The following is a 17,499-nucleotide window of genomic DNA, read 5'->3' on the forward strand; positions in this document are numbered from 1 at the left end:
GATGAAACATTTATTGTTAAGCCCGCTGCTGGCGGGATTGCTGCTGTTAACCGGCTGCTCGCAGCCTGCCGCTCAGGCCGCAGGCGGTGGAGGCGGCGGAACCATTAAAGCCATCAACCACACCAAATGGGCGATTAACCACTTTAGCGTTGATAACCAGTCGGGCATCGACATTATCGGCCCGTTTCAGGGCGGCGGCGGGGGCTGCTGCTACAGCGTGCCCGCCCGATGGACGCCGGGTATGACGGTGCGTATTGACTGGGAAAGTGGGGAAGCATCGACTGAAGGTTTCCCTGGATTTGCTGATTACGAAAAATATAAAGCCTGGGAGAAAAAGATGAGTGCCCAGAATCGCCAGCACAGCAAAACCGTCCCGCTCCCCGACTATAACGGCCAGGATGTTTGCGGTATCACGGTGCACTTTTTGCCCTGCGATGACGTAAAGGTGACAACCAGTTGCTGGTCGCCGAGAAATGCCAACTACCCGATAAAAGAGCCCATCAGGATGAAGGAGCCAAAAGTATGTCCGAAATAACTGAAACCGATTTAGCCTGGGTACCGCCGCCGTTTCCGGTGCAGGGACGCCTGCCGACGCAGGCGCTGCAGGTCGGGCAAAGTTGCCATCAGCAGAACAGCGCCGAGCGGCTCTACCGTCAGGAGTTGTGTCTTGCAGCCGGACGACGTGTGGAACCGCCGTGCTGCAAGACGCTACATATCAGTCTGTTTTTCGACGGTACGGGTAATAACCTGAACAATGACCTGCTTCTGTCTGATCCGAAGCATCCGACCAATATCGCGCGTCTGTTTCGTGCCACTATCGGAACCGGTACGGCGGGCGGGGTACCGACTGGCGAGCAGACCACCCTGTTAGATGATGCCGAAGACGGTGAAGGGAAATATTTTAAGTTCTACATGCCCGGTGTGGGTACCCCGTTCCCGGAAGTGAACGACCCGGACTATTCCACCATGGGACTGGTGGGCGCAACCAAGGGCGAGGAGCGTATTAACTGGGCGCTGCTGCGCATTATTGATGTACTGAAATTTTGTTCCACGGAAAAATGGCTGACCACCGCAGAGAGTCGACAGTCCATAGACAAAATGGGTACCAGCTGGAACCGGCTGTGGTTTGGCGGTAGCCATAACCGTTATGAAGAGTTCAGTCGCTTACTGAATGATTTAGCCCCGCAACTGAAAACATTAATGACTCAGCCGGAGCCGGGAAAACCGAAGCTGTTAGGTATCAAGCTGTACGTTTACGGTTTTTCCCGCGGTGCTGCGGCGGCACGCGCCTTTGTGCGCTGGCTGAGCGAGCTGCTGCCCCCGCCAAAGGCTGAAGGCGAAAATCCCCCGCAGTGTCTGCAGATTGGTGAGCTGCAGTTACCCATCAGCGTGGAGTTTCTCGGGCTGCTGGATACTGTGGCCTCCGTCGGGATAGCGCACGTAGTGCCGATTGCTGAGGGGCATATGTCCTGGGCTGACGGCACAATGGAGCTGCCGAGTGATGAAACCTATGGTGGGCTGATAAAAAAATGCGTACATCTGGTCTCCGGGCATGAGCAGCGCCTCTGCTTCCCGATGGACTCGGTGCGCCGGGGTAACGGTAAATATCCGCCTTATGTCACCGAGGTGGTTTACCCGGGGATGCACTCGGATATTGGTGGTGGTTATCCGCCGCGGGATCAGGGTAAAGCTAATGGTGAGGATGATGCTTTATTGCTATCACAGATAGCCTTGCATGATATGTATGCTTCAGCATTTTCCGCTGGCGCGCCATTAAAAATACCTGAGCAAGCATTGCCCGGTGATAAGAAGGCGGATAACTGGCGGTTGATGTCTTTAGATTCTTTAAAAGAATTTCTGATTCACGGAGATCTTGTCCAGCGCTTCAACGCCTGGCGCGAACTCACCCTGAATCAGACCACGCCAGAAAAAATCGCACCTGAAGAGGCATCCCGATACGAGCCACCACGCGCCAGCGGTAGTCTGGAAACCGTTGTTGAAAACCAGATTGCGTGGATCACCGCCTGGCGTATAGAGCGCTATGCCAGAGGCTCGATGCTAAAAACGCCATTCTATCAGCGCGCCACCAATACCGAAGCACTGCCCGCCGCGCGTAAGGCAGCAGAAGCAGTACGGAATGAGAAGCAGAAAAAGGTGCTTGAAAAGCGTCAGGACCAGAGAGTAAAACAGCCCGCCGACAAGATGAATGAGCTGGTACTTCATCCGGGGGTTAAAGATTTTGACCCAAAGATGGATCAAACCCAGTTATTTGAAGCGGCGAAGGAGTTTGGTAAGGATTACAACGACGGTTACCGTATCCCGGATAACCTGGCGCAGGCGGTGCTGGATACCGTGCTGCAGCCGATGATTTTCGTTCTTAATACCGATGATGAACCCCAGGAATACCGGCGGATGAAGGCTGACGGAGACGCCCGGGTGGCGGTCCTGTTCCCTGCCGCCGGTGAGGCCAGTAATGCCGAACAGCCAGCCGGGCTGGTCAGGGCGTTGTTTGACGACCAGGTACACGACTCGCGTGCCTGGTTTATGCACGCTGCGCTGGGTACGCGCGAGATGTGGGGCGGCTACTTCCGCTACCGGATGATTTATTTCAGCGACAAATGTAATAAGTCCCTGTCACCGCTGGTGATCGCCGGCGATCTAGTCGGGTTTGCTACCCTGACCACAGGTGTTGTGCTGAGCTTCAGACAAAAGACCCTGACCGGAAAGCTGGCAGGGCTGGCCGCGACAGGTGCAGTACGATCGTTGCAGGTTGAGGTGCTGGATCGGATCACCCGTGAAGCCGTGCCGGAACTGCCAGGCGGGGAACAGCTGCGGGCATTTACCCGGGAGCCGGGCGTGGTGGTTGCACAGCGAAAGGCGCTTGTGGCTGAACAACAGCTGGCGCGGGCGAAAGCCGCGATCCCAGCCGGCTGGCTTGAGGATGTCCTGACGACTATTGCCTGAGACAGAGAAAGGAGAACTGATGAGTGAAGTCATCCGAAAAGGAGACAGCCTGCGGGAATATGGTGGCAAGGTATTAGAAGGGCATTACCAGTGTTTTGGTCAGGGATTTGCCTGTAAGGGGGATCCGGTTCGCTGTAACAAACACGGTATGACCACCATTGCTGAAGGTAGCGCATTGACCACAGTAGATGGACAGCCAGTAGCGTTGCATGGCCACCGCTGTGCCTGCGGCTGTACGCTGGTCAGCTCGTTTCCTGACTGCGATATTGACCTGTGAGGCCCGTTCCTGATTATCCGGAGTACAAAACGGCGCGTCCGCCTGGTACTGCAAGGTGGCTGTCGGCCACGGCACTGCTGGTGCTAATCGGCGGCGGTGCTGGCGGACTGTTGCCCTCTGCCGAGGGGAAAACCTCGCTGGTGGCCGCCGTTATCCTAGTGGTACTGCTGCTGTCGGGCGCTGGCTGGCTGAGATAGCGAGCTTGCCGGGGCCAAACCTGATAACACGATAACTGGGCGGGGTGGCATGGTGGCTTTGGACGACCGACCGTTCAACGGAATGGGAAATGCTGCGCCCGCTTATCGCCGCTGGTTTTATCGTCTGGGGAATTGCGCTCAGTCTGCTGGTACTGGGGTTTATGGCCTTCCGGTTATTGATTAAGGACAAGGTTATCCCGCCGGTATCCCGCAAGCATAAAGCCGCAAAAGTTACCGGACGCGAAGTGGCTTATGGACTGCTGGGCTTTGTTGAATAAATCGGATTTAGATAACAGGTCACCTGTTAGTCATTTTCTCAGATAATCCGTACACTTTTGGGCATACCTGCACGCGTCATTTTGTTTAAAGCACGGATCATGGCCATAGCTTCTCCGACTTGTGCATTGTAATCCCGCAGGGTCAGATGACCACCAAAGAGTTGTTTTACACGATACATCGCCGTTTCCGCCACCGAGCGCCTTGATTTTCTTGCACCGCAGTTCGTCGTGACACCGTTTTGTGTCATAAGCCCCGTCGGCTGAGGCGACCCAGACTTTTCGGTGGGTTTGGCGGATAAGCGCTGGGAATGCCTCCGCGTCGGTCACGTTGTTCAGGGATAGATCAGCGCAGATAACCTCGTGAGTATCGGCGTCTACTGCCAAGTACTGTTTTCGCCAGATACGGCGCTTTTCCTGACCGTGCTTTTTCACCTTCCACTCGCCTTCACCGAAGACTTTTAAGGCGGTGGAGTCGATAACCAGATGGGCAATCTCGCCTCTCGTAGGGTTTTTAAACGGGATAGTGACGGATTTTGCCCGCCTGCTGACGCAGGAATAATCCGGGCAACGGAGCGGGATATTCATTAGCGTAAAGATTGAGTCAATGAATCCCTGAGTGGCGCGCAGCGCGAGGCGAAAGACGCGCTTGAGCATCAGAACGGTGGAAATAGCCAGTTCAGAATAACGTTGCGGACGACCACGTGAAGAGGTTTTTGGCTCGTCGTACCAGGCCTGGATGGCCGAGTCATCAAGCCAGAATATCAGCGAACCGCGATTGAAGAGAGCCTTGTTGTAGGCCGCCCAGTTGTTGATTTTAACTTTTTGTTTTGCCACGGGATACCGCTACAGATCTGATCCTGATTGCAGCCAGAAGTTCGATTTATTCAACAAAGCCGCACTTAAGCTAATAGGGACAATTATTAAAAAATGAATAACGTTATTTTAAACAAATTTTTTATAGTTAGTGTTGGTTTTATTTGCCTCCAGCAAATACTTGTTGGATTATCGACCTACTTTATTGGTCGTGCTGGGGAAAGTATTAATATAAGTTCGTCTGAGACTCTTTTTTATACTGGGATGTTCTTTTTTTCTATTTTTATTGCTTATATTTTTGGTTCTTCATCTTTGTTTTATCGTGTTAAGTTATCGAATTCATTATGGGAGGGGTATTATTTGTCAACACTGAGTGATGTCTCACGTAATCATTCGTTTGCGACGGAAGAGAACAAAAAGATGACTCAGCTTTGGCTAAGTGGCGAAGCGCTCAGTACTTTTGATGAAGTTGGTTTTGAGTTTGTTGAGATTCTCGCAATATATTTCAACGTTATTTTTACAACTATTGCGCTATTTATAATTTTGGGCGTAGAGTTAGCTGGGGTCATTGTTTTTTGCATGTTATTTTCAGTCATACTATTGTTTTTGGCAAAAGGTAAAATCGGGGAGATGGCTGGAAGCATGCAAAGTGATAAAATCACGGCATTGAATTTTATGAGTAAAATCTGGGATAGTATGTTCTATGGTGATCGGGAACGGCTGGCTTCAGCACAGGCCTTAACCCGAGAGAAAGCGTCTGTTTATTTCAAACGGAAAGAATCGTATAAATTATTAGAGCAGATAATATCCTGCACGCCTATTCTTATTTCCATCCCACTTATGGTAGGGTTTTCATATTATCAGGTTTCAGCTAATGAAGTCGCTATCGGAGCGTTGGTCGCTGTACTGCCAAGAAGTTTGCAGTTATTCCAGAACATTCATGCTGCAAGCATGAGTACCAGCCAAATTTTTTTATTGAAGAGAAAGGTTACGAAGTTGTATTCCTTTTCTACAACGCTAAAAGGTTATGATTATCTTGCTAATATTGAACCTGATAAATTATCAATTACCAATTTGTATAATGGCAGCGAGATAAATTTACAAGATATCTTAGGTGATGGCTTTATTGATCGTAATCCTAATGGAAGGATATTGATCATGGGGGCAAATGGTGCAGGAAAATCATCGATCATGAAGTATTTAAAGAGTAAGCATCCTGATGCTTTATTTTTTGGCCCTGGTATTGATACCGATGACGATGGATTGTCAGGCTCCACAGGACAAAAACAATTACATCAACTTGAATTATTATCAGGGGTTCGGAGTCGTATTATCCTCTTGGATGAGTGGGATGCAAATTTAGACACTTTAAACACAAACGAAATGGATAAGCGACTCAATACCTTGTCAATGAGTAACTTAATCATCGAAATACGGCATAAGATACAGTAATTCTGTCATCTGACTAAAGCTAAATAGCTTCGCCAAATAGTCGATCACTTAAAGGGAACTCAGTCCGGATTGTGCGATCTGATCAATCGCCAAACATCACAAACCACCAACCGGACTGAGCGATGCCGATCATAGCAGCAATCCCTGATGAAGAACGACGACTAATGCGTAAAGAAGCCCAACAAACACGTGATAAAAACTATTCCAGACGACTCATCGCCATATTGATGTTACATCGGGGAATGACCGTCACCGACGTCGCCAGACTGCTCTGTGCGGCTCGCTCATCCGTTGGGAGATGGATAAATTGGTTTACGTTACAGGGTGTTGAAGGACTAAAGAGCCTCAAATCCGGACGGGCACCACGCTGGCCGGTCGCGGATATCCTGCATACTCTACCGCTTCTGGTTCAGCGTTCTCCTCAGGATTTTGGCTGGCTGCGCTCCCGCTGGAGCACTGAGTTGTTGGCGCTTATCGTTAATCGGCTTTTTAATGTAGCGCTTCATCCTGCCACGTTGCACCGCTACCTGAGACGAGCGGGTATTGTCTGGCGCAGAGCCGCGCCAACACTGAAAATAAAAGACCCGCATTATGAGGAAAAGCGACTCGCCATCGAACAGGCGGTCGTCCGGAAGCAGCCGACCCATCCGGTATTTTATCAGGATGAAGTGGATATCGACCTGAACCCGAAAATCGGCGCGGACTGGATGCTCAAAGGGCAACAGAAACGTATTACTACGCTGGGACATAACCAAAAGTATTATCTGGCAGGGGCACTGCATTCGGATACGGGACGAGTCCATTACGTCGGCGGCAGTAAAAAGTGTTCTGATTTATTTATCAATCTGTTAGAGACATTACGGCGGACATATCGGCGAGCGAAAACTATTACGCTAGTCGTTGATAACTACATCATTCATAAAAGCCGCAAGGTGGAACGGTGGCTGGAGAAAAATACGACGTTCCAGTTGTTGTTTCTGCCCACGTATTCGCCGTGGCTGAATCCAATCGAGTTACTCTGGTTGTCGTTACACGAGACCATAACGCGTAACCATCAGTGTCGGTATATGTGGCAGTTACTGGAACAGGTAAAGCTATTTATGAATGCCGCTTCGCCGTTCCTCGGCAATCAGCATGGTCTGGCTAAAGTGGAGCGGTATTAGGCGAAGTTATTTAGATAAATATTTCCCGCTTCCACAAAAATTACAGGTCTTGCGCCGTCAGGCGACGACGAATGAAAAAGATGCCGATGTTGTGGTATCGACCGCGCATCGTAGCAAGGGGCTTGAATGGGATACGGTGATCCTGAACGACGACTTCTCGGATATTACCAACCCGTTGCTATCTGAAGAAGCAAGGACGGATGAAACCAATTTGCTATATGTGGCCACAACCCTGGTCCGAAAACTTTTGGTTCGAAATGCACTATTGAAGCTGCTCTGTGAACAGGAAGAGCCTGATGATATTGCCGAGGAGTTGCTCAGCGGCTTTGAGCTATTCGTGGTTAAGGCGGCTCAGTAAAGTAATCAAAGAATTAACGTGAGATAAAATTGTTTGCTGGGGCTTTCTGCCCTCTTTTTCATAAAAGAGTGGACAAGAATAGCTTCCCACACTAATCTACCTACTAGTTGATTGGTTGTCGTTGTGATAACTACATTCTTTCTTTAAGAAATATCAGGAGTCATTATGTCTACTAGCGTTAAACCTTCTGCCGCAGCTGATGCGATCCACAATACCCGTGAAGCAGTACGTGCCCAGCCAGGCTTGGGTAATCTGACTTTCCAAATGAAAGCCCGTTCCAACGGCGGTTTAACCGTGCGTACTGAGACCGGTGCAACGATTCAGGACGGTGTTGTCGATAACAGCCGCGTAGGGAAATTCTCCAATATCGGTGATGAACCCGCAGGCTTACTGGGTACCGACACCGGCATGAGCCCGACGGAATACATCATGCAGGCACTGGCGGGGTGCTATACCGCAACGCTAACTATGATGGCGGCTGAAAAAGGGATTGAGCTTGACGGTATCGAACTTGATATGAACTTCGATATCAATCTTAATGGCTTCCTCGGTCTTGATAGCAGCGTGCGTAAGGGTGCCAGGTCCATTCGCGTGGACGTACATCTGGAAAGTAAGTCTGCCAGCCGCGAAGAATTGGAAGCGCTGGTTAGCGAAATGAAAAAGAACTCACCGATCCACGACACGCTCGCAAACCCGGTTGATGTGATCACCCGTCTGGCCTGACGCCGGGTGATCTACTGAAAAGATAACGCTACCTTATTTCACTGGCAGCCTGTTTTTTCATAAAGCGTAATGCGTGACGGGTATTAAAGCCATGCCGCTGAACACGGAGACGCTCCCACTCTTTCCGGAACCATAATTCTCTTTTACGCTCAGGCTAGGAATAGAGCTTGCCTCTCGAAAAGGGCAGGAATAAAATCTATCTACTAGTAGATTATATGGGGTTTTTATGACAACGATGACGCGGGAACGCCTTCTCAGCGAGGCTGAATATTTGATGCGGGCAAAAGGCTACTCGGCTTTCAGCTATGCCGACCTGTCGAAAATTGTCGGTATTACAAAGGCCAGTATTCACCATCATTTTCCGACAAAAGATATTTTAGGTGAACAGGTCGTAATACAGGCATTTTCTGATACGCAGAGGCAGTTTGAACAAATTGAAGCCACTGCGAAATCAGCAGAAAAGAGGATAGCGGCTTACGTCGATCTTTTTTTACAAAGCCACAGGGCTTCTCTATTGCCACTGTGCTGTGCGCTTTCTGCAGATACGGCCAATTTGCCACAAAATATCACTGAACAGACGTCGCGCTATTTCGATATGCAAATCGCCTGGCTCACGAAAATCGTTCAGGGCGGGGTTGATGCGGGGGAATTTTTCCCCCACACAACTCCTTCAGACATGGCACTGATCATCATCAATCTATGTGAAGGTGCCAGCGTTGTTGCTCGTGCAACGGCCAGACCCGAAGTATTCAGCAACAACCTTAAGTATATAAATTTGCTCCTCAATCCCCTTCCTTTCGGAGAATAAGATCATGTTAGACTGGAATAACTACCGCACAGATTTAATGCAGCGCCTTGGTGAACTAGGCAAGCTGACCCCAGACACCATGAAAGGCGTTGTTGCTCTGGGAAATGCAGGCAATAAGACCGACCTTCTGGGTGCCAAAGTTCGCGAACTTATCGCACTGGCTTGTGCTGTTACCACACGCTGCGATGGCTGCATTGCCTTCCACGCCGACGCCGCAGTAAAAGCCGGTGCAACGGACGCAGAAATCGCTGAAGCATTGGGCGTTGCGATCAACCTCAATGCGGGTGCGGCTGTGATTTATTCAGCACGTACTCTCGATGCAGTGAGCCAGGCTCGTGGTTAAGCGTCTAAAAGTGGTGTAATAAAGGGCGTTATTGCCCTTTTTTTATGTCCGCGATCGCCTGAGCGTATACCGCAGAAGGTTTCACGCCGGGGATGCGTTTTACCAATTGCCCCTCATTAAATATCAGTACCGACGGCAGCCCCCATATTTCGTATTTAGTCGTCAGAACCGGAGCCTGATCCACATTAACCTTCCCTATCTGGATATCATCATCCAGTCGTTTTGCAAACTGACTGAACATATCTTCGCTCGCCCGACAGGGCGGACACCAGAGCGCAGAAAAACGCACTACGGATATCCCCTCGTACTGTTCTATCTGCCGGAAATTATCTTCGTTATAAGACGTTAACTTACGCATATTGATGTTCTCATTAAGTGGAGTCGCGTTTAAACAAGCGCTTGCTGCGTTAGGTAGCACACATAAATATTTTTTTGCCTCATTGACCTACCTACTAGATGGTTGGTATAGTGCCACCCATCCGATGTTTACGCAACTCCCATGCGACAACGCTAGGTCGGTAAATCTGGCGGATGTTGTATTTCCCCTGCGGGGGTAAACCCTTTTTGTCTTTGTGAGGTACACGATGAGTAAGCTGTTCACCCCCTATAATTTGTCTGGCATGACGTTAAAAAATCGCGTGGTTATGGCACCGATGACTCGTACCCGCACGATGAATGACGTGCCGGACGAGGTTGTGGCGTTGTATTACGCACAGCGCGCTTCTGCTGGTCTTCTCATCACGGAAGGTATGCCTGTTTCAGAAGAAGGACGCGGCTATCTCTACACGCCGGGGATTTACAACGACGCGCATGTTCAGGGCTGGCGTAAGGTCACGGAAGCTGTTCACGCTAAAGGTGGACGTATTTTCGCCCAGTTGTGGCACGTTGGCCGGATGTCTCACGTCTCCCTGCAAGCGGGTCATATTGCACCGGTGTCCGCGGGCACCGTGCAGGCGGTCAATACCACCGTTTTTGCGCTGACCGAATCCGGAGAACCGGGCCCGGTTGTGCCAAGCCAGCCGCGCGCGCTGGAAACTCACGAAGTGAAACGCATCACGGCAGATTTTGTGCACTCCGCACGCTTGGCGATGGAAGCCGGTTTTGACGGCGTAGAAATCATGGCGGCAAACGGATTCATCTTTGACCAGTTCCTCAGTAGCGAACTGAACACCCGCACCGACGAATACGGTGGTTCGGTGGAAAATCGTCAGCGTTTCCTGCTGGAGACCATTGACGCCGTGGCGGAAGCCGTGGGTAACAGCCACGTTGCCGTGCGCCTGTCGCCGTTCGGCCGCATTTATGACCTCGCGCCGTATGAAGGCGAAGAGCAAACCTGGTCAGCCATCACCGACGCGCTCGGTCAGCGCGAACTGGCCTACGTACACCTTTACTATCAGCCGGTGTACACCAAAGCGCCGCTTCCGGAAGGATTCCGCCGCCGTTTCCGCAACACCTTTAAAGGCACCATCATCGCTGCCGGTGGTTTCACCCGCGATATTGCCGAACAGGCGCTTGAGGCTGACGAGCTGGATTTAGTGGCCTTTGGCGTGCCTTACATTGCCAATCCGGATCTGGTCGAAAGAATGCAAAACGGCTGGCCGCTGGCTGAAAGTGACCGTACCACGTACTACGGCGTCAGCGGCTCTCCGGAAAAAGGCTACACCGATTATCCGGCCTGGCAGGCTCAATAAATACGACACGGGCACAGCTCTACGCTCCGTGAGAGTGCGTGCCCCTATGGTCTATGAGGAATTTATTATGCAAACGCTTAAACCTACCCTCACCATTGATATCTGGTCAGATTTAGTCTGCCCGTGGTGCTGGATCGCTAAAAAAAGATTTGAACAGGGTCTGAACAGCTTTGAGTTTCGCGATCAGGTGGTGATCCGTCATCACAGCTACCGCCTAGCTGGCGGTAGCCCAACAATGCCTTTTAAGGATGCCATCGTGAAGAAGCTGGGCAGCCAGCACTCTGCAGAGCTGATGATGAATCAAGTGGGCACCGCAGGTAAATCTGAAGGCCTCATCTACAACTTCGACAGCATGATGTTTGGTGACACCGAAGATGCGCACACCCTCCTGACCGCGGCGCGCAAAGCCGGCATTGCGGATGCGGTCGAAGAACGTTTTTACCGTGGCAGTATCACAGAGGGACGCTCCCTCTTCGACCGTCAGGAGCTGGTTGCACTGGCCGTTGAAGCGGGCATGGCAAAAAGCGACGCGGAATCCTCGCTCGAAAATGACGCCTTGCGGGCCTCTGTTGCTGAAGATGAAGCCCACGCGCGCGCCATTGGTGTCAGCGGTGTTCCCGTCTTCGTGATGAATGAAAAATACGCCCTCAGCGGTGCTCAGAGCGCAGACAACTTTTTGAATGCCCTGCGTCAGGTATGGGATGAACAGCAAACCGAATTTTCAGCCACTGCGGGTCAGACCTGCGGAACTGAAGGGTGCAGCATCTAAACGTTCTACCGCTAGCACTGACCGTGCCGGTAACTTCTCACCTGCAAAATTACGGAGTCTGAAATGAGTGAATTTTTCAAAGGCAAAAAGCTGCTCGTCGTCGGCGGAACCAGTGGCATGGGGCTGGCAGTCGCGCGTATGGTACTCGAAGCAGGCGGCAGCGTTGTTCTGACCGGGAATAAAAAAGACAAAGCGGATACAGTTCAGAAAGAGCTGAGCACGCTGGGTTCGGTTGCCGTTATCGCAGCGAACCTGATGACCGAAGAAGGTATGGAAACTATCCGTCAGGAAATCAATGCCAACCATCGCGATATCAGCCTGATGGTGAATGCCGCTGGGATCTTCATGCCGAAAGGGTTTACTGAGCACAGCGTTGCCGATTACGACATGTATCTTTCACTGAACCGCGCTACGTTTTTTATTACGCAGGATGTCGTGAAGAACATGCTCGCCGTGAAGCTGGAAGGTTCTATCGTCAACGTCGGTTCGATTGGGGCACAGGCAGCACTGGGTGACTCGCCATCCTCTGCCTATTCAATGGCAAAAGCGGGTCTGCATGCCCTGACGCGTAATCTGGCGATTGAATTAGCCAGCGCCGGCATTCGTGTCAACGCCGTATCCCCTGGTATTGTACATACGCCGATATATGAAGGGTTCATGGATAAAGCCGAGATTGCTGATGCGATGAAGTCTCTGAGCGACTTCCATCCGCTGGGTCGCGTCGGGACGGCTGAAGACGTCGCTAATACCATCCTGTTCCTACTGTCTGATAAAACATCATGGGTCACCGGTGCTATCTGGGACGTCGATGCCGGCATCATGGCCGTCAGACGCTAATCAAAGCAAAGCACATTGACATGAGCCGCCCCTCTCCGGGCGGCATTTTTTTGCTGCCGTAGATGTCTTCAGCAGGCTTCGCTAACGATGTTTACCCGTGCTTAGCAGTTCTTGTACTCATCCTCATCTCATTTTCAGGATCCTGCGCAGGTGGAAACCGTGGATTTAAATTCAGCAATGGTCTTTTCCAGTGATATTCATCGCTCACCACGCATTTTATAATGCGGCCTTGGATTCGCGTTTTAAGGTTTTTTGCTTAAGCGACGTGGAAATCAACGGTGACATTCAGGCGGTCGAAGTTGCCTACAGCTCTGGAGTCATTCGTTCTTTCCGCATGAGCTTCGCTAATTTCTATGTTCCCGGCACAGGGTGTTATGCCGGGTTCAGGCTACATTCTGGCAGGCCAAAACGGCCAATGAGAAAGGCATCACACTCTATGGGGAACCGGCGTCCGCAGCACCTGTGAGATTCGTTGCAGCCCTGCTGTCAGCAGGGTCCGTGGGCAGGCCAGGTTTAATCGGATATATCCGTCCCCGTTGTCGACAAACAGCAAGCCCCCCTCAAGAAGCACCCCTGACTCTCGGGCAAAATACAGCGATAAATCCTCACCGGCGGTGTTGGGCAGGTAATGGCTAATGTCTATCCAAGCCAAATACGTTCCTTCGGGGATCGAAAAGTTGGTTTCGGGGAAATAGCTTTTGAGATAGTCGTGCAGGTATTGGAAATTCCCGTCAATGTATTCCCTCAGATGGATAAGCCAGTCATCACATTCACTCCACGCCGCTTTGTTTGCCACCAGGCTCAGCGGGGAGATGAACTCGTCGTGCCTGAGACGCCAGGCGCTTCTGACACCGGCATCCGGAATAATAATATTTGCTAATAAATTCCCCGCCAGATTGAATGTTTTACTTGATGACATGCAGGTAATGATGCGTGTGGAATCAGGGAAAAGAGAGGCGGCTGGTGTATGACCGATACCGTTTCGGGATAGATCGCAGTGAATTTCGTCCGATATCACCCAAATGTCGTTGGCTAGGCAAATTTCAATAATCCGCTTAAGTTCATTAGGCCGCCAGACCCGACCGGTCGGGTTATGCGGATTACACAGGAAAAGAATTTTCACACCTAAATCGGCCTGACCGGCTTTGCGTGCAAAGTCTTCCCAATCAGGTTCCCAGCCACTGGCTGACTTTTTTAACGCCGAGTACACCACACGCCGCTGACTGTATTCACCCGCTTTTTTAAACGGGCCATACGAAGGCGTCATGATAAGAATACTGTCATCCTTGTCGGTCAGCAGTGGGACGAGACGGTTGAGCGCAGGAATAATGCCCGGAGATAGCACAATATCTTCCGTTTTGAAACGATGACCATATTGTCGCTCACACCAGTCCCCAAAGATTTTATAGTAATCATCGTCGTAGATTTTAGTGTAACCGAGTATTTTTTTATCCAGGCGGTCTCTGATGGCCTGAAGAACGGGTTCTGGCGTGGCAAATGCCATGTCAGCAACCCACAGGTTGATTAACCCTTCTGCCGGATACCGCATCGCAAATTCGGACTGTCCGGCAAACAGATATTCCCGCCAGCCGTCCACGGTCAGACTGTCTGTTTTCTCTCTGCTTACGTATTCATCAAAATCATATTTCATTTCATGAACCTGCCTTAGGTGGAGTATGAAACGTTGATCTCAGTATTACTGTCAGCCTGATACCGGATCGGGAAAATAGGCACGCTTGATTAACATAAGCGATCCATTCCAACTGAACGATTAATTGTCTTATTTGTGTCTTCTCACCCTTGCCACCGGGCGGCTGATGTTTGCCTTTTCCCGCGTCACCATCACGATACCAGCCAGCACGGCCAGGGCAGAAAACATCGTTCTGACCGTCAGTGATTCACCCAGAAATACGACGCCACCTAACATGGCCAGACAGGGAACGCTGAGCTGAAGAGTACTGGCGGTAATAGATCCGAGAGAGGGCAAAAGGGTGTACCACAGCACATAGGCACCGGCTGAGGCGACAGCGCCGGACAGCAATGACAAACCGATGCCTGCAGCATCGTAGTGGCCATGCTTCATAAACAGCACTGAAAGAGCGAGAGCCATTGGCGTGGCGAGAACAAAATTTGCCGCCGTTGATGCCCCAGCAGCCTGGGCCGCCTTCCCCCTGATGGAATAGGCGGCCCAGGCTAATCCTGCGGCAATCATCAGAAGTGTACTGTAAAGCGGTGGTGCCTTAGCTCCGGGTAACAGCAGGGCTGCAATTCCCGCCAGGGCGAGAACAAGACCACATGCTCGTATAGCGGAAAGTGATTCTCCTTTAAATAATCCATGGATCACCATCGCAAACTGCACGGCGCCAAAAAGTAACAGCGCACCGACTCCGGTATCGAGATGGATGTAGGCGACAGAGAACAGCACCGCGTACACCATCAGGTAAAATCCACTCAGCGGGCGCCACAGCGATAAAGGAGCCTTCGCATGATAAAACAGGAAAGGCAATAGGACGCATGCACCACTGGCCAACCTAAGGCTGCTGAATGAAAAGGGATCGATATGGCCTCCTTTAAGAGCCAGACGACAGAGAATTGAGTTTGCCGCAAAGGCCAGCATCGCCAGGAATATTTTAAGAATAAGCGCGCATTTGGCCATTCAGTGAGTCCTCATAAAATTCTTGCAAACTACCATCTAGTTGGTAGCATAGCGTAAGTGTTCATCGAATAGAAAGAACAATATTCAGCATTGACGCCGGAATGTGAGGACAGGCATTCGTCATAAATCTCGGTTTCAAATCCCCAGAGATGGATGAAAATGTGTTATGCAAAATGTGATGCGGGAGATTGTTTTTCAACTGAGTTGAAAATACATGACATCAACTAAGGCCCCGGAATACCAAATGAAAAAACTTAAATTCACGTTCAAAAATGCGGCAGGTGAGGAACTGGCTGGATTACTTGAACTTCCTGAAAACCCTAAAGCGTTTGCGCTGTTAGCCCATTGTTTTACTTGCGGTAAAGACCTTAAGGGTGCGGCACGAATTGCGCGAAAACTGACAGATAACGCGATCGCCGTTCTCCGATTTGATTTTACCGGTCTGGGAAACAGTGAAGGCGATTTTTCTAACACCAACTTTTCATCTAATATTTCTGACCTTCTTTGCGCGGTAGATTATCTCCGCCGGCAGTACGAGGCGCCGTCTTTGCTCATCGGCCATAGCCTGGGAGGCTCAGCTATCCTGTCCATCGCCGCCGAAGTCCCAGAGGCAAAGGCCGTTGTCACTATTGGCTCTCCTGGCGAACTAACACACGTACAGCGCTTGTTCAAGGACAGTATTGAAGATATTAGCCATCATGGAGCCTATCCAGTAGAGTTGGCTGGGCGGGTGTTTACGTTAAAGAAACAGATGCTCGACGATATTCAGGAACACAAAATCGCTCATAAGGTGTTCGCCATGAATAAACCTCTACTGATTTTCCATGCGCCTGAAGATGACACCGTGTTAATTGAGCAAGCCGAAAAGATATTTAAAGCAGCAAAGCATCCTAAGAGTTTCATTTCCTTGGGTAAGGCGGATCACCTTCTGACGCATGCTCAGGATGCCGAATACGTTGCCGATATTATTTTATCGTGGAGCTCGTGTTACCTATAAATGGAGTTTCTTAATTGATAAACGCACTTATTTGGATGTTCATATTTATTGAGACTTCAACATTTTCACGGCTTTGTTGAATAAATCGAACTTCTGGCTGCAATCAGGATCAGATCATCACATTCCTGATCCTGTAGCGGTATCCCGTGGCAAAACAAAAAGTTAAAATCAACAACTGGGCGGCCTACAACAAGGCTCTCTTCAATCGCGGTTCGCTGATATTCTGGCTTGATGACTCGGCCATCCAGGCCTGGTACGACGAGCCAAAAACCTCTTCGCATGATCGTCCGCAACGTTATTCTGAACTGGCTATTTCCACTGTTCTGATGCTCAAACGCGTCTTTCGCCTCACGCTGCGCGCCACTCAGGGATTCATTGACTCAATCTTTACGCTAATGAATATCCCGCTCCGTTGCCCGGATTATTCCTGCGTCAGCAGGCGGGCAAAATCCGTCACTATCCCGTTTAAAAACCCTACGAGAGGCGAGATTGCCCATCTGGTTATCGACTCCACCGCCTTAAAAGTCTTCGGTGAAGGCGAGTGGAAGGTGAAAAAGCACGGTCAGGAAAAGCGCCGTATCTGGCGAAAACAGTACTTGGCAGTAGACGCCGATACTCACGAGGTTATCTGCGCTGATCTATCCCTGAACAACGTGACCGACGCGGAGGCATTCCCAGCGCTTATCCGCCAAACCCACCGAAAAGTCTGGGTCGCCTCAGCCGACGGGGCTTATGACACAAAACGGTGCCACGACGAACTGCGGCGCAAAAAATCAAGGCGCTGATCCCACGCAGGTATGCCCAAAAGTGTACGGATTATCTGAGAAAATGACTGACAGGTGACCTGTTATCTAAATCCGATTTATTCAACAAAGGCTCACATTAATTATAAATCAAGCTATTATTTCTCCCTGTTTATAGTTTGGCTTATTATGATTTATTTTTATAATTAATTGGCATGGTTTTTGTTGTCATTTTAACGTTGTATTTGTATTTTTGTTCCTATATTCATTATGCTTAATTTTATTTATTTTTTGCTCAAGAAACTATATTATGAGTCCTTTGAAGAGAAACTCATGTTGAGTTGTTTTTATTAGATAAATCCAATATACAAGCAGATTGAAGTATGGTGGGATAAGCTCTTTTATTCATTTTTTGAGTTATGTTACATAT

General features: G+C 50.1%; 16 protein-coding genes and 4 pseudogenes. 16 read left to right on the plus strand and 4 right to left on the minus strand.

Annotation, left to right across the window (positions count from 1 at the left end; all coding sequences use genetic code 11):
- Window position 1: 1 nt before the first annotated feature.
- The 5 genes and pseudogenes from tli1 to EO763_RS23240 form a co-directional block, all read left to right on the plus strand.
- The gene (tli1, locus tag EO763_RS04570) at window positions 2-535 is read left to right on the plus strand and encodes a T6SS immunity phospholipase A1-binding lipoprotein Tli1-KP (protein ID WP_161528230.1); all 534 of its coding nucleotides are present in this window, start codon (window positions 2-4) and stop codon (window positions 533-535) included.
- Window positions 523-2,964: a T6SS phospholipase effector Tle1-like catalytic domain-containing protein gene (locus EO763_RS04575; RefSeq protein ID WP_161528231.1), complete on the plus strand. Its 2,442-nt coding sequence runs from the start codon at window positions 523-525 to the stop codon at window positions 2,962-2,964. The genes tli1 and EO763_RS04575 overlap by 13 nt, the downstream gene beginning before the upstream one ends.
- Before the next feature lie 19 nt (window positions 2,965-2,983).
- A complete protein-coding gene (locus EO763_RS04580; RefSeq protein ID WP_044209679.1) occupies window positions 2,984-3,241 on the plus strand; it encodes a PAAR domain-containing protein in 258 nt (85 codons plus the stop codon).
- The gene (locus EO763_RS23235) at window positions 3,238-3,438 is read left to right on the plus strand and encodes a hypothetical protein (RefSeq protein ID WP_103158486.1); all 201 of its coding nucleotides are present in this window, start codon (window positions 3,238-3,240) and stop codon (window positions 3,436-3,438) included. The genes EO763_RS04580 and EO763_RS23235 overlap by 4 nt, the downstream gene beginning before the upstream one ends.
- Before the next feature lie 35 nt (window positions 3,439-3,473).
- A pseudogene (locus EO763_RS23240) lies at window positions 3,474-3,701 on the plus strand (hypothetical protein); the annotation flags it as partial.
- Window positions 3,702-3,754: 53 nt separating this feature from the next.
- Here EO763_RS23240 and EO763_RS04585 read toward each other — a convergent pair.
- Window positions 3,755-4,550 (minus strand): annotated as a pseudogene (locus EO763_RS04585) (IS5 family transposase).
- A gap of 93 nt (window positions 4,551-4,643) precedes the next feature.
- Between EO763_RS04585 and EO763_RS04590 the strand changes: the two are divergent.
- The 6 genes and pseudogenes from EO763_RS04590 to EO763_RS04615 all read left to right on the plus strand — a co-directional run bounded on the left by EO763_RS04590 (window position 4,644) and on the right by EO763_RS04615 (window position 9,376).
- On the plus strand, window positions 4,644-5,981 hold the full coding sequence (locus EO763_RS04590) for an ATP-binding cassette domain-containing protein (RefSeq protein WP_161528232.1): 1,338 nt from the start codon (window positions 4,644-4,646) through the stop codon (window positions 5,979-5,981).
- A 122-nt stretch (window positions 5,982-6,103) separates the two neighbouring features.
- A complete protein-coding gene (locus EO763_RS04595; RefSeq protein WP_161528233.1) occupies window positions 6,104-7,144 on the plus strand; it encodes an IS630 family transposase in 1,041 nt (346 codons plus the stop codon).
- A 10-nt stretch (window positions 7,145-7,154) separates the two neighbouring features.
- Window positions 7,155-7,502, plus strand: a pseudogene (locus EO763_RS04600) (ATP-binding domain-containing protein); the annotation flags it as partial.
- Between the two features lie 165 nt (window positions 7,503-7,667).
- The gene (locus EO763_RS04605) at window positions 7,668-8,225 is read left to right on the plus strand and encodes an OsmC family protein (RefSeq protein ID WP_161528234.1); all 558 of its coding nucleotides are present in this window, start codon (window positions 7,668-7,670) and stop codon (window positions 8,223-8,225) included.
- 226 nt (window positions 8,226-8,451) lie between these two features.
- Window positions 8,452-9,033 (plus strand): TetR/AcrR family transcriptional regulator, encoded by a 582-nt coding sequence (locus tag EO763_RS04610; RefSeq protein WP_039495259.1) that lies wholly within the window; start codon window positions 8,452-8,454, stop codon window positions 9,031-9,033.
- A 4-nt stretch (window positions 9,034-9,037) separates the two neighbouring features.
- Window positions 9,038-9,376, plus strand: coding sequence for a carboxymuconolactone decarboxylase family protein (locus EO763_RS04615; RefSeq protein WP_016246488.1), 339 nt, complete (start codon window positions 9,038-9,040; stop codon window positions 9,374-9,376).
- 28 nt (window positions 9,377-9,404) lie between these two features.
- On the opposite strand, the gene EO763_RS04620 is transcribed toward EO763_RS04615, so the two are convergent.
- The gene (locus tag EO763_RS04620) at window positions 9,405-9,734 is read right to left on the minus strand and encodes a thioredoxin family protein (protein WP_039495262.1); all 330 of its coding nucleotides are present in this window, start codon (window positions 9,732-9,734) and stop codon (window positions 9,405-9,407) included.
- 226 nt (window positions 9,735-9,960) lie between these two features.
- Between EO763_RS04620 and EO763_RS04625 the strand changes: the two genes are divergently transcribed.
- The 3 genes from EO763_RS04625 (at window position 9,961) to EO763_RS04635 (ending at window position 12,673) form a co-directional block, all read left to right on the plus strand.
- Window positions 9,961-11,067: an alkene reductase gene (locus tag EO763_RS04625; protein WP_039495264.1), complete on the plus strand. Its 1,107-nt coding sequence runs from the start codon at window positions 9,961-9,963 to the stop codon at window positions 11,065-11,067.
- 67 nt (window positions 11,068-11,134) lie between these two features.
- A complete protein-coding gene (locus tag EO763_RS04630; RefSeq protein WP_161528235.1) occupies window positions 11,135-11,836 on the plus strand; it encodes a DsbA family oxidoreductase in 702 nt (233 codons plus the stop codon).
- Between the two features lie 63 nt (window positions 11,837-11,899).
- Complete coding sequence (locus EO763_RS04635; RefSeq protein ID WP_161528236.1) at window positions 11,900-12,673, plus strand: SDR family NAD(P)-dependent oxidoreductase; 774 nt, start codon at window positions 11,900-11,902, stop codon at window positions 12,671-12,673.
- A gap of 427 nt (window positions 12,674-13,100) precedes the next feature.
- On the opposite strand, the gene EO763_RS04640 is transcribed toward EO763_RS04635, so the two are convergent.
- Together EO763_RS04640 and EO763_RS04645 are read right to left on the minus strand one after the other, a co-directional pair.
- Window positions 13,101-14,324, minus strand: a complete 1,224-nt coding sequence (locus tag EO763_RS04640; RefSeq protein ID WP_039490274.1) for a MalY/PatB family protein — start codon at window positions 14,322-14,324, stop codon at window positions 13,101-13,103.
- Between the two features lie 129 nt (window positions 14,325-14,453).
- Window positions 14,454-15,329: a DMT family transporter gene (locus EO763_RS04645; RefSeq protein ID WP_161528237.1), complete on the minus strand. Its 876-nt coding sequence runs from the start codon at window positions 15,327-15,329 to the stop codon at window positions 14,454-14,456.
- 244 nt (window positions 15,330-15,573) lie between these two features.
- On the opposite strand from EO763_RS04645, the gene EO763_RS04650 reads away from it, so the two are divergent.
- Both EO763_RS04650 and EO763_RS04655 read left to right on the plus strand, forming a co-directional pair.
- Window positions 15,574-16,326 carry an alpha/beta hydrolase family protein gene (locus EO763_RS04650; protein WP_039534118.1) on the plus strand — a complete coding sequence of 251 codons (753 nt, stop codon included), beginning with the start codon at window positions 15,574-15,576 and terminating at the stop codon, window positions 16,324-16,326.
- Window positions 16,327-16,472: 146 nt separating this feature from the next.
- Window positions 16,473-17,099 (plus strand): annotated as a pseudogene (locus EO763_RS04655) (IS5 family transposase); the annotation flags it as partial.
- Window positions 17,100-17,499 lie beyond the last annotated feature (400 nt).

The sequence above is a fragment of the Pectobacterium odoriferum genome (assembly GCF_009931295.1).
GTDB lineage: Bacteria > Pseudomonadota > Gammaproteobacteria > Enterobacterales > Enterobacteriaceae > Pectobacterium > Pectobacterium odoriferum.

What these genes read in the sequence shown, in the direction of transcription:
- EO763_RS04640 (WP_039490274.1), bottom strand. Translation starts at nt 14,324, where the DNA reads ATGAAATATGATTTTGATGAATACGTAAGCAGAGAGAAAACAGACAGT.
- EO763_RS04615 (WP_016246488.1), top strand. Translation starts at nt 9,038, where the DNA reads ATGTTAGACTGGAATAACTACCGCACAGATTTAATGCAGCGCCTTGGT.
- EO763_RS04625 (WP_039495264.1), top strand. Translation starts at nt 9,961, where the DNA reads ATGAGTAAGCTGTTCACCCCCTATAATTTGTCTGGCATGACGTTAAAA.
- EO763_RS04645 (WP_161528237.1), bottom strand. Translation starts at nt 15,329, where the DNA reads ATGGCCAAATGCGCGCTTATTCTTAAAATATTCCTGGCGATGCTGGCC.
- tli1 (WP_161528230.1), top strand. Translation starts at nt 2, where the DNA reads ATGAAACATTTATTGTTAAGCCCGCTGCTGGCGGGATTGCTGCTGTTA.
- EO763_RS04590 (WP_161528232.1), top strand. Translation starts at nt 4,644, where the DNA reads ATGAATAACGTTATTTTAAACAAATTTTTTATAGTTAGTGTTGGTTTT.
- EO763_RS04650 (WP_039534118.1), top strand. Translation starts at nt 15,574, where the DNA reads ATGAAAAAACTTAAATTCACGTTCAAAAATGCGGCAGGTGAGGAACTG.
- EO763_RS04595 (WP_161528233.1), top strand. Translation starts at nt 6,104, where the DNA reads ATGCCGATCATAGCAGCAATCCCTGATGAAGAACGACGACTAATGCGT.
- EO763_RS04620 (WP_039495262.1), bottom strand. Translation starts at nt 9,734, where the DNA reads ATGCGTAAGTTAACGTCTTATAACGAAGATAATTTCCGGCAGATAGAA.
- EO763_RS04610 (WP_039495259.1), top strand. Translation starts at nt 8,452, where the DNA reads ATGACAACGATGACGCGGGAACGCCTTCTCAGCGAGGCTGAATATTTG.
- EO763_RS04575 (WP_161528231.1), top strand. Translation starts at nt 523, where the DNA reads ATGTCCGAAATAACTGAAACCGATTTAGCCTGGGTACCGCCGCCGTTT.
- EO763_RS04635 (WP_161528236.1), top strand. Translation starts at nt 11,900, where the DNA reads ATGAGTGAATTTTTCAAAGGCAAAAAGCTGCTCGTCGTCGGCGGAACC.
- EO763_RS04605 (WP_161528234.1), top strand. Translation starts at nt 7,668, where the DNA reads ATGTCTACTAGCGTTAAACCTTCTGCCGCAGCTGATGCGATCCACAAT.
- EO763_RS04580 (WP_044209679.1), top strand. Translation starts at nt 2,984, where the DNA reads ATGAGTGAAGTCATCCGAAAAGGAGACAGCCTGCGGGAATATGGTGGC.
- EO763_RS04630 (WP_161528235.1), top strand. Translation starts at nt 11,135, where the DNA reads ATGCAAACGCTTAAACCTACCCTCACCATTGATATCTGGTCAGATTTA.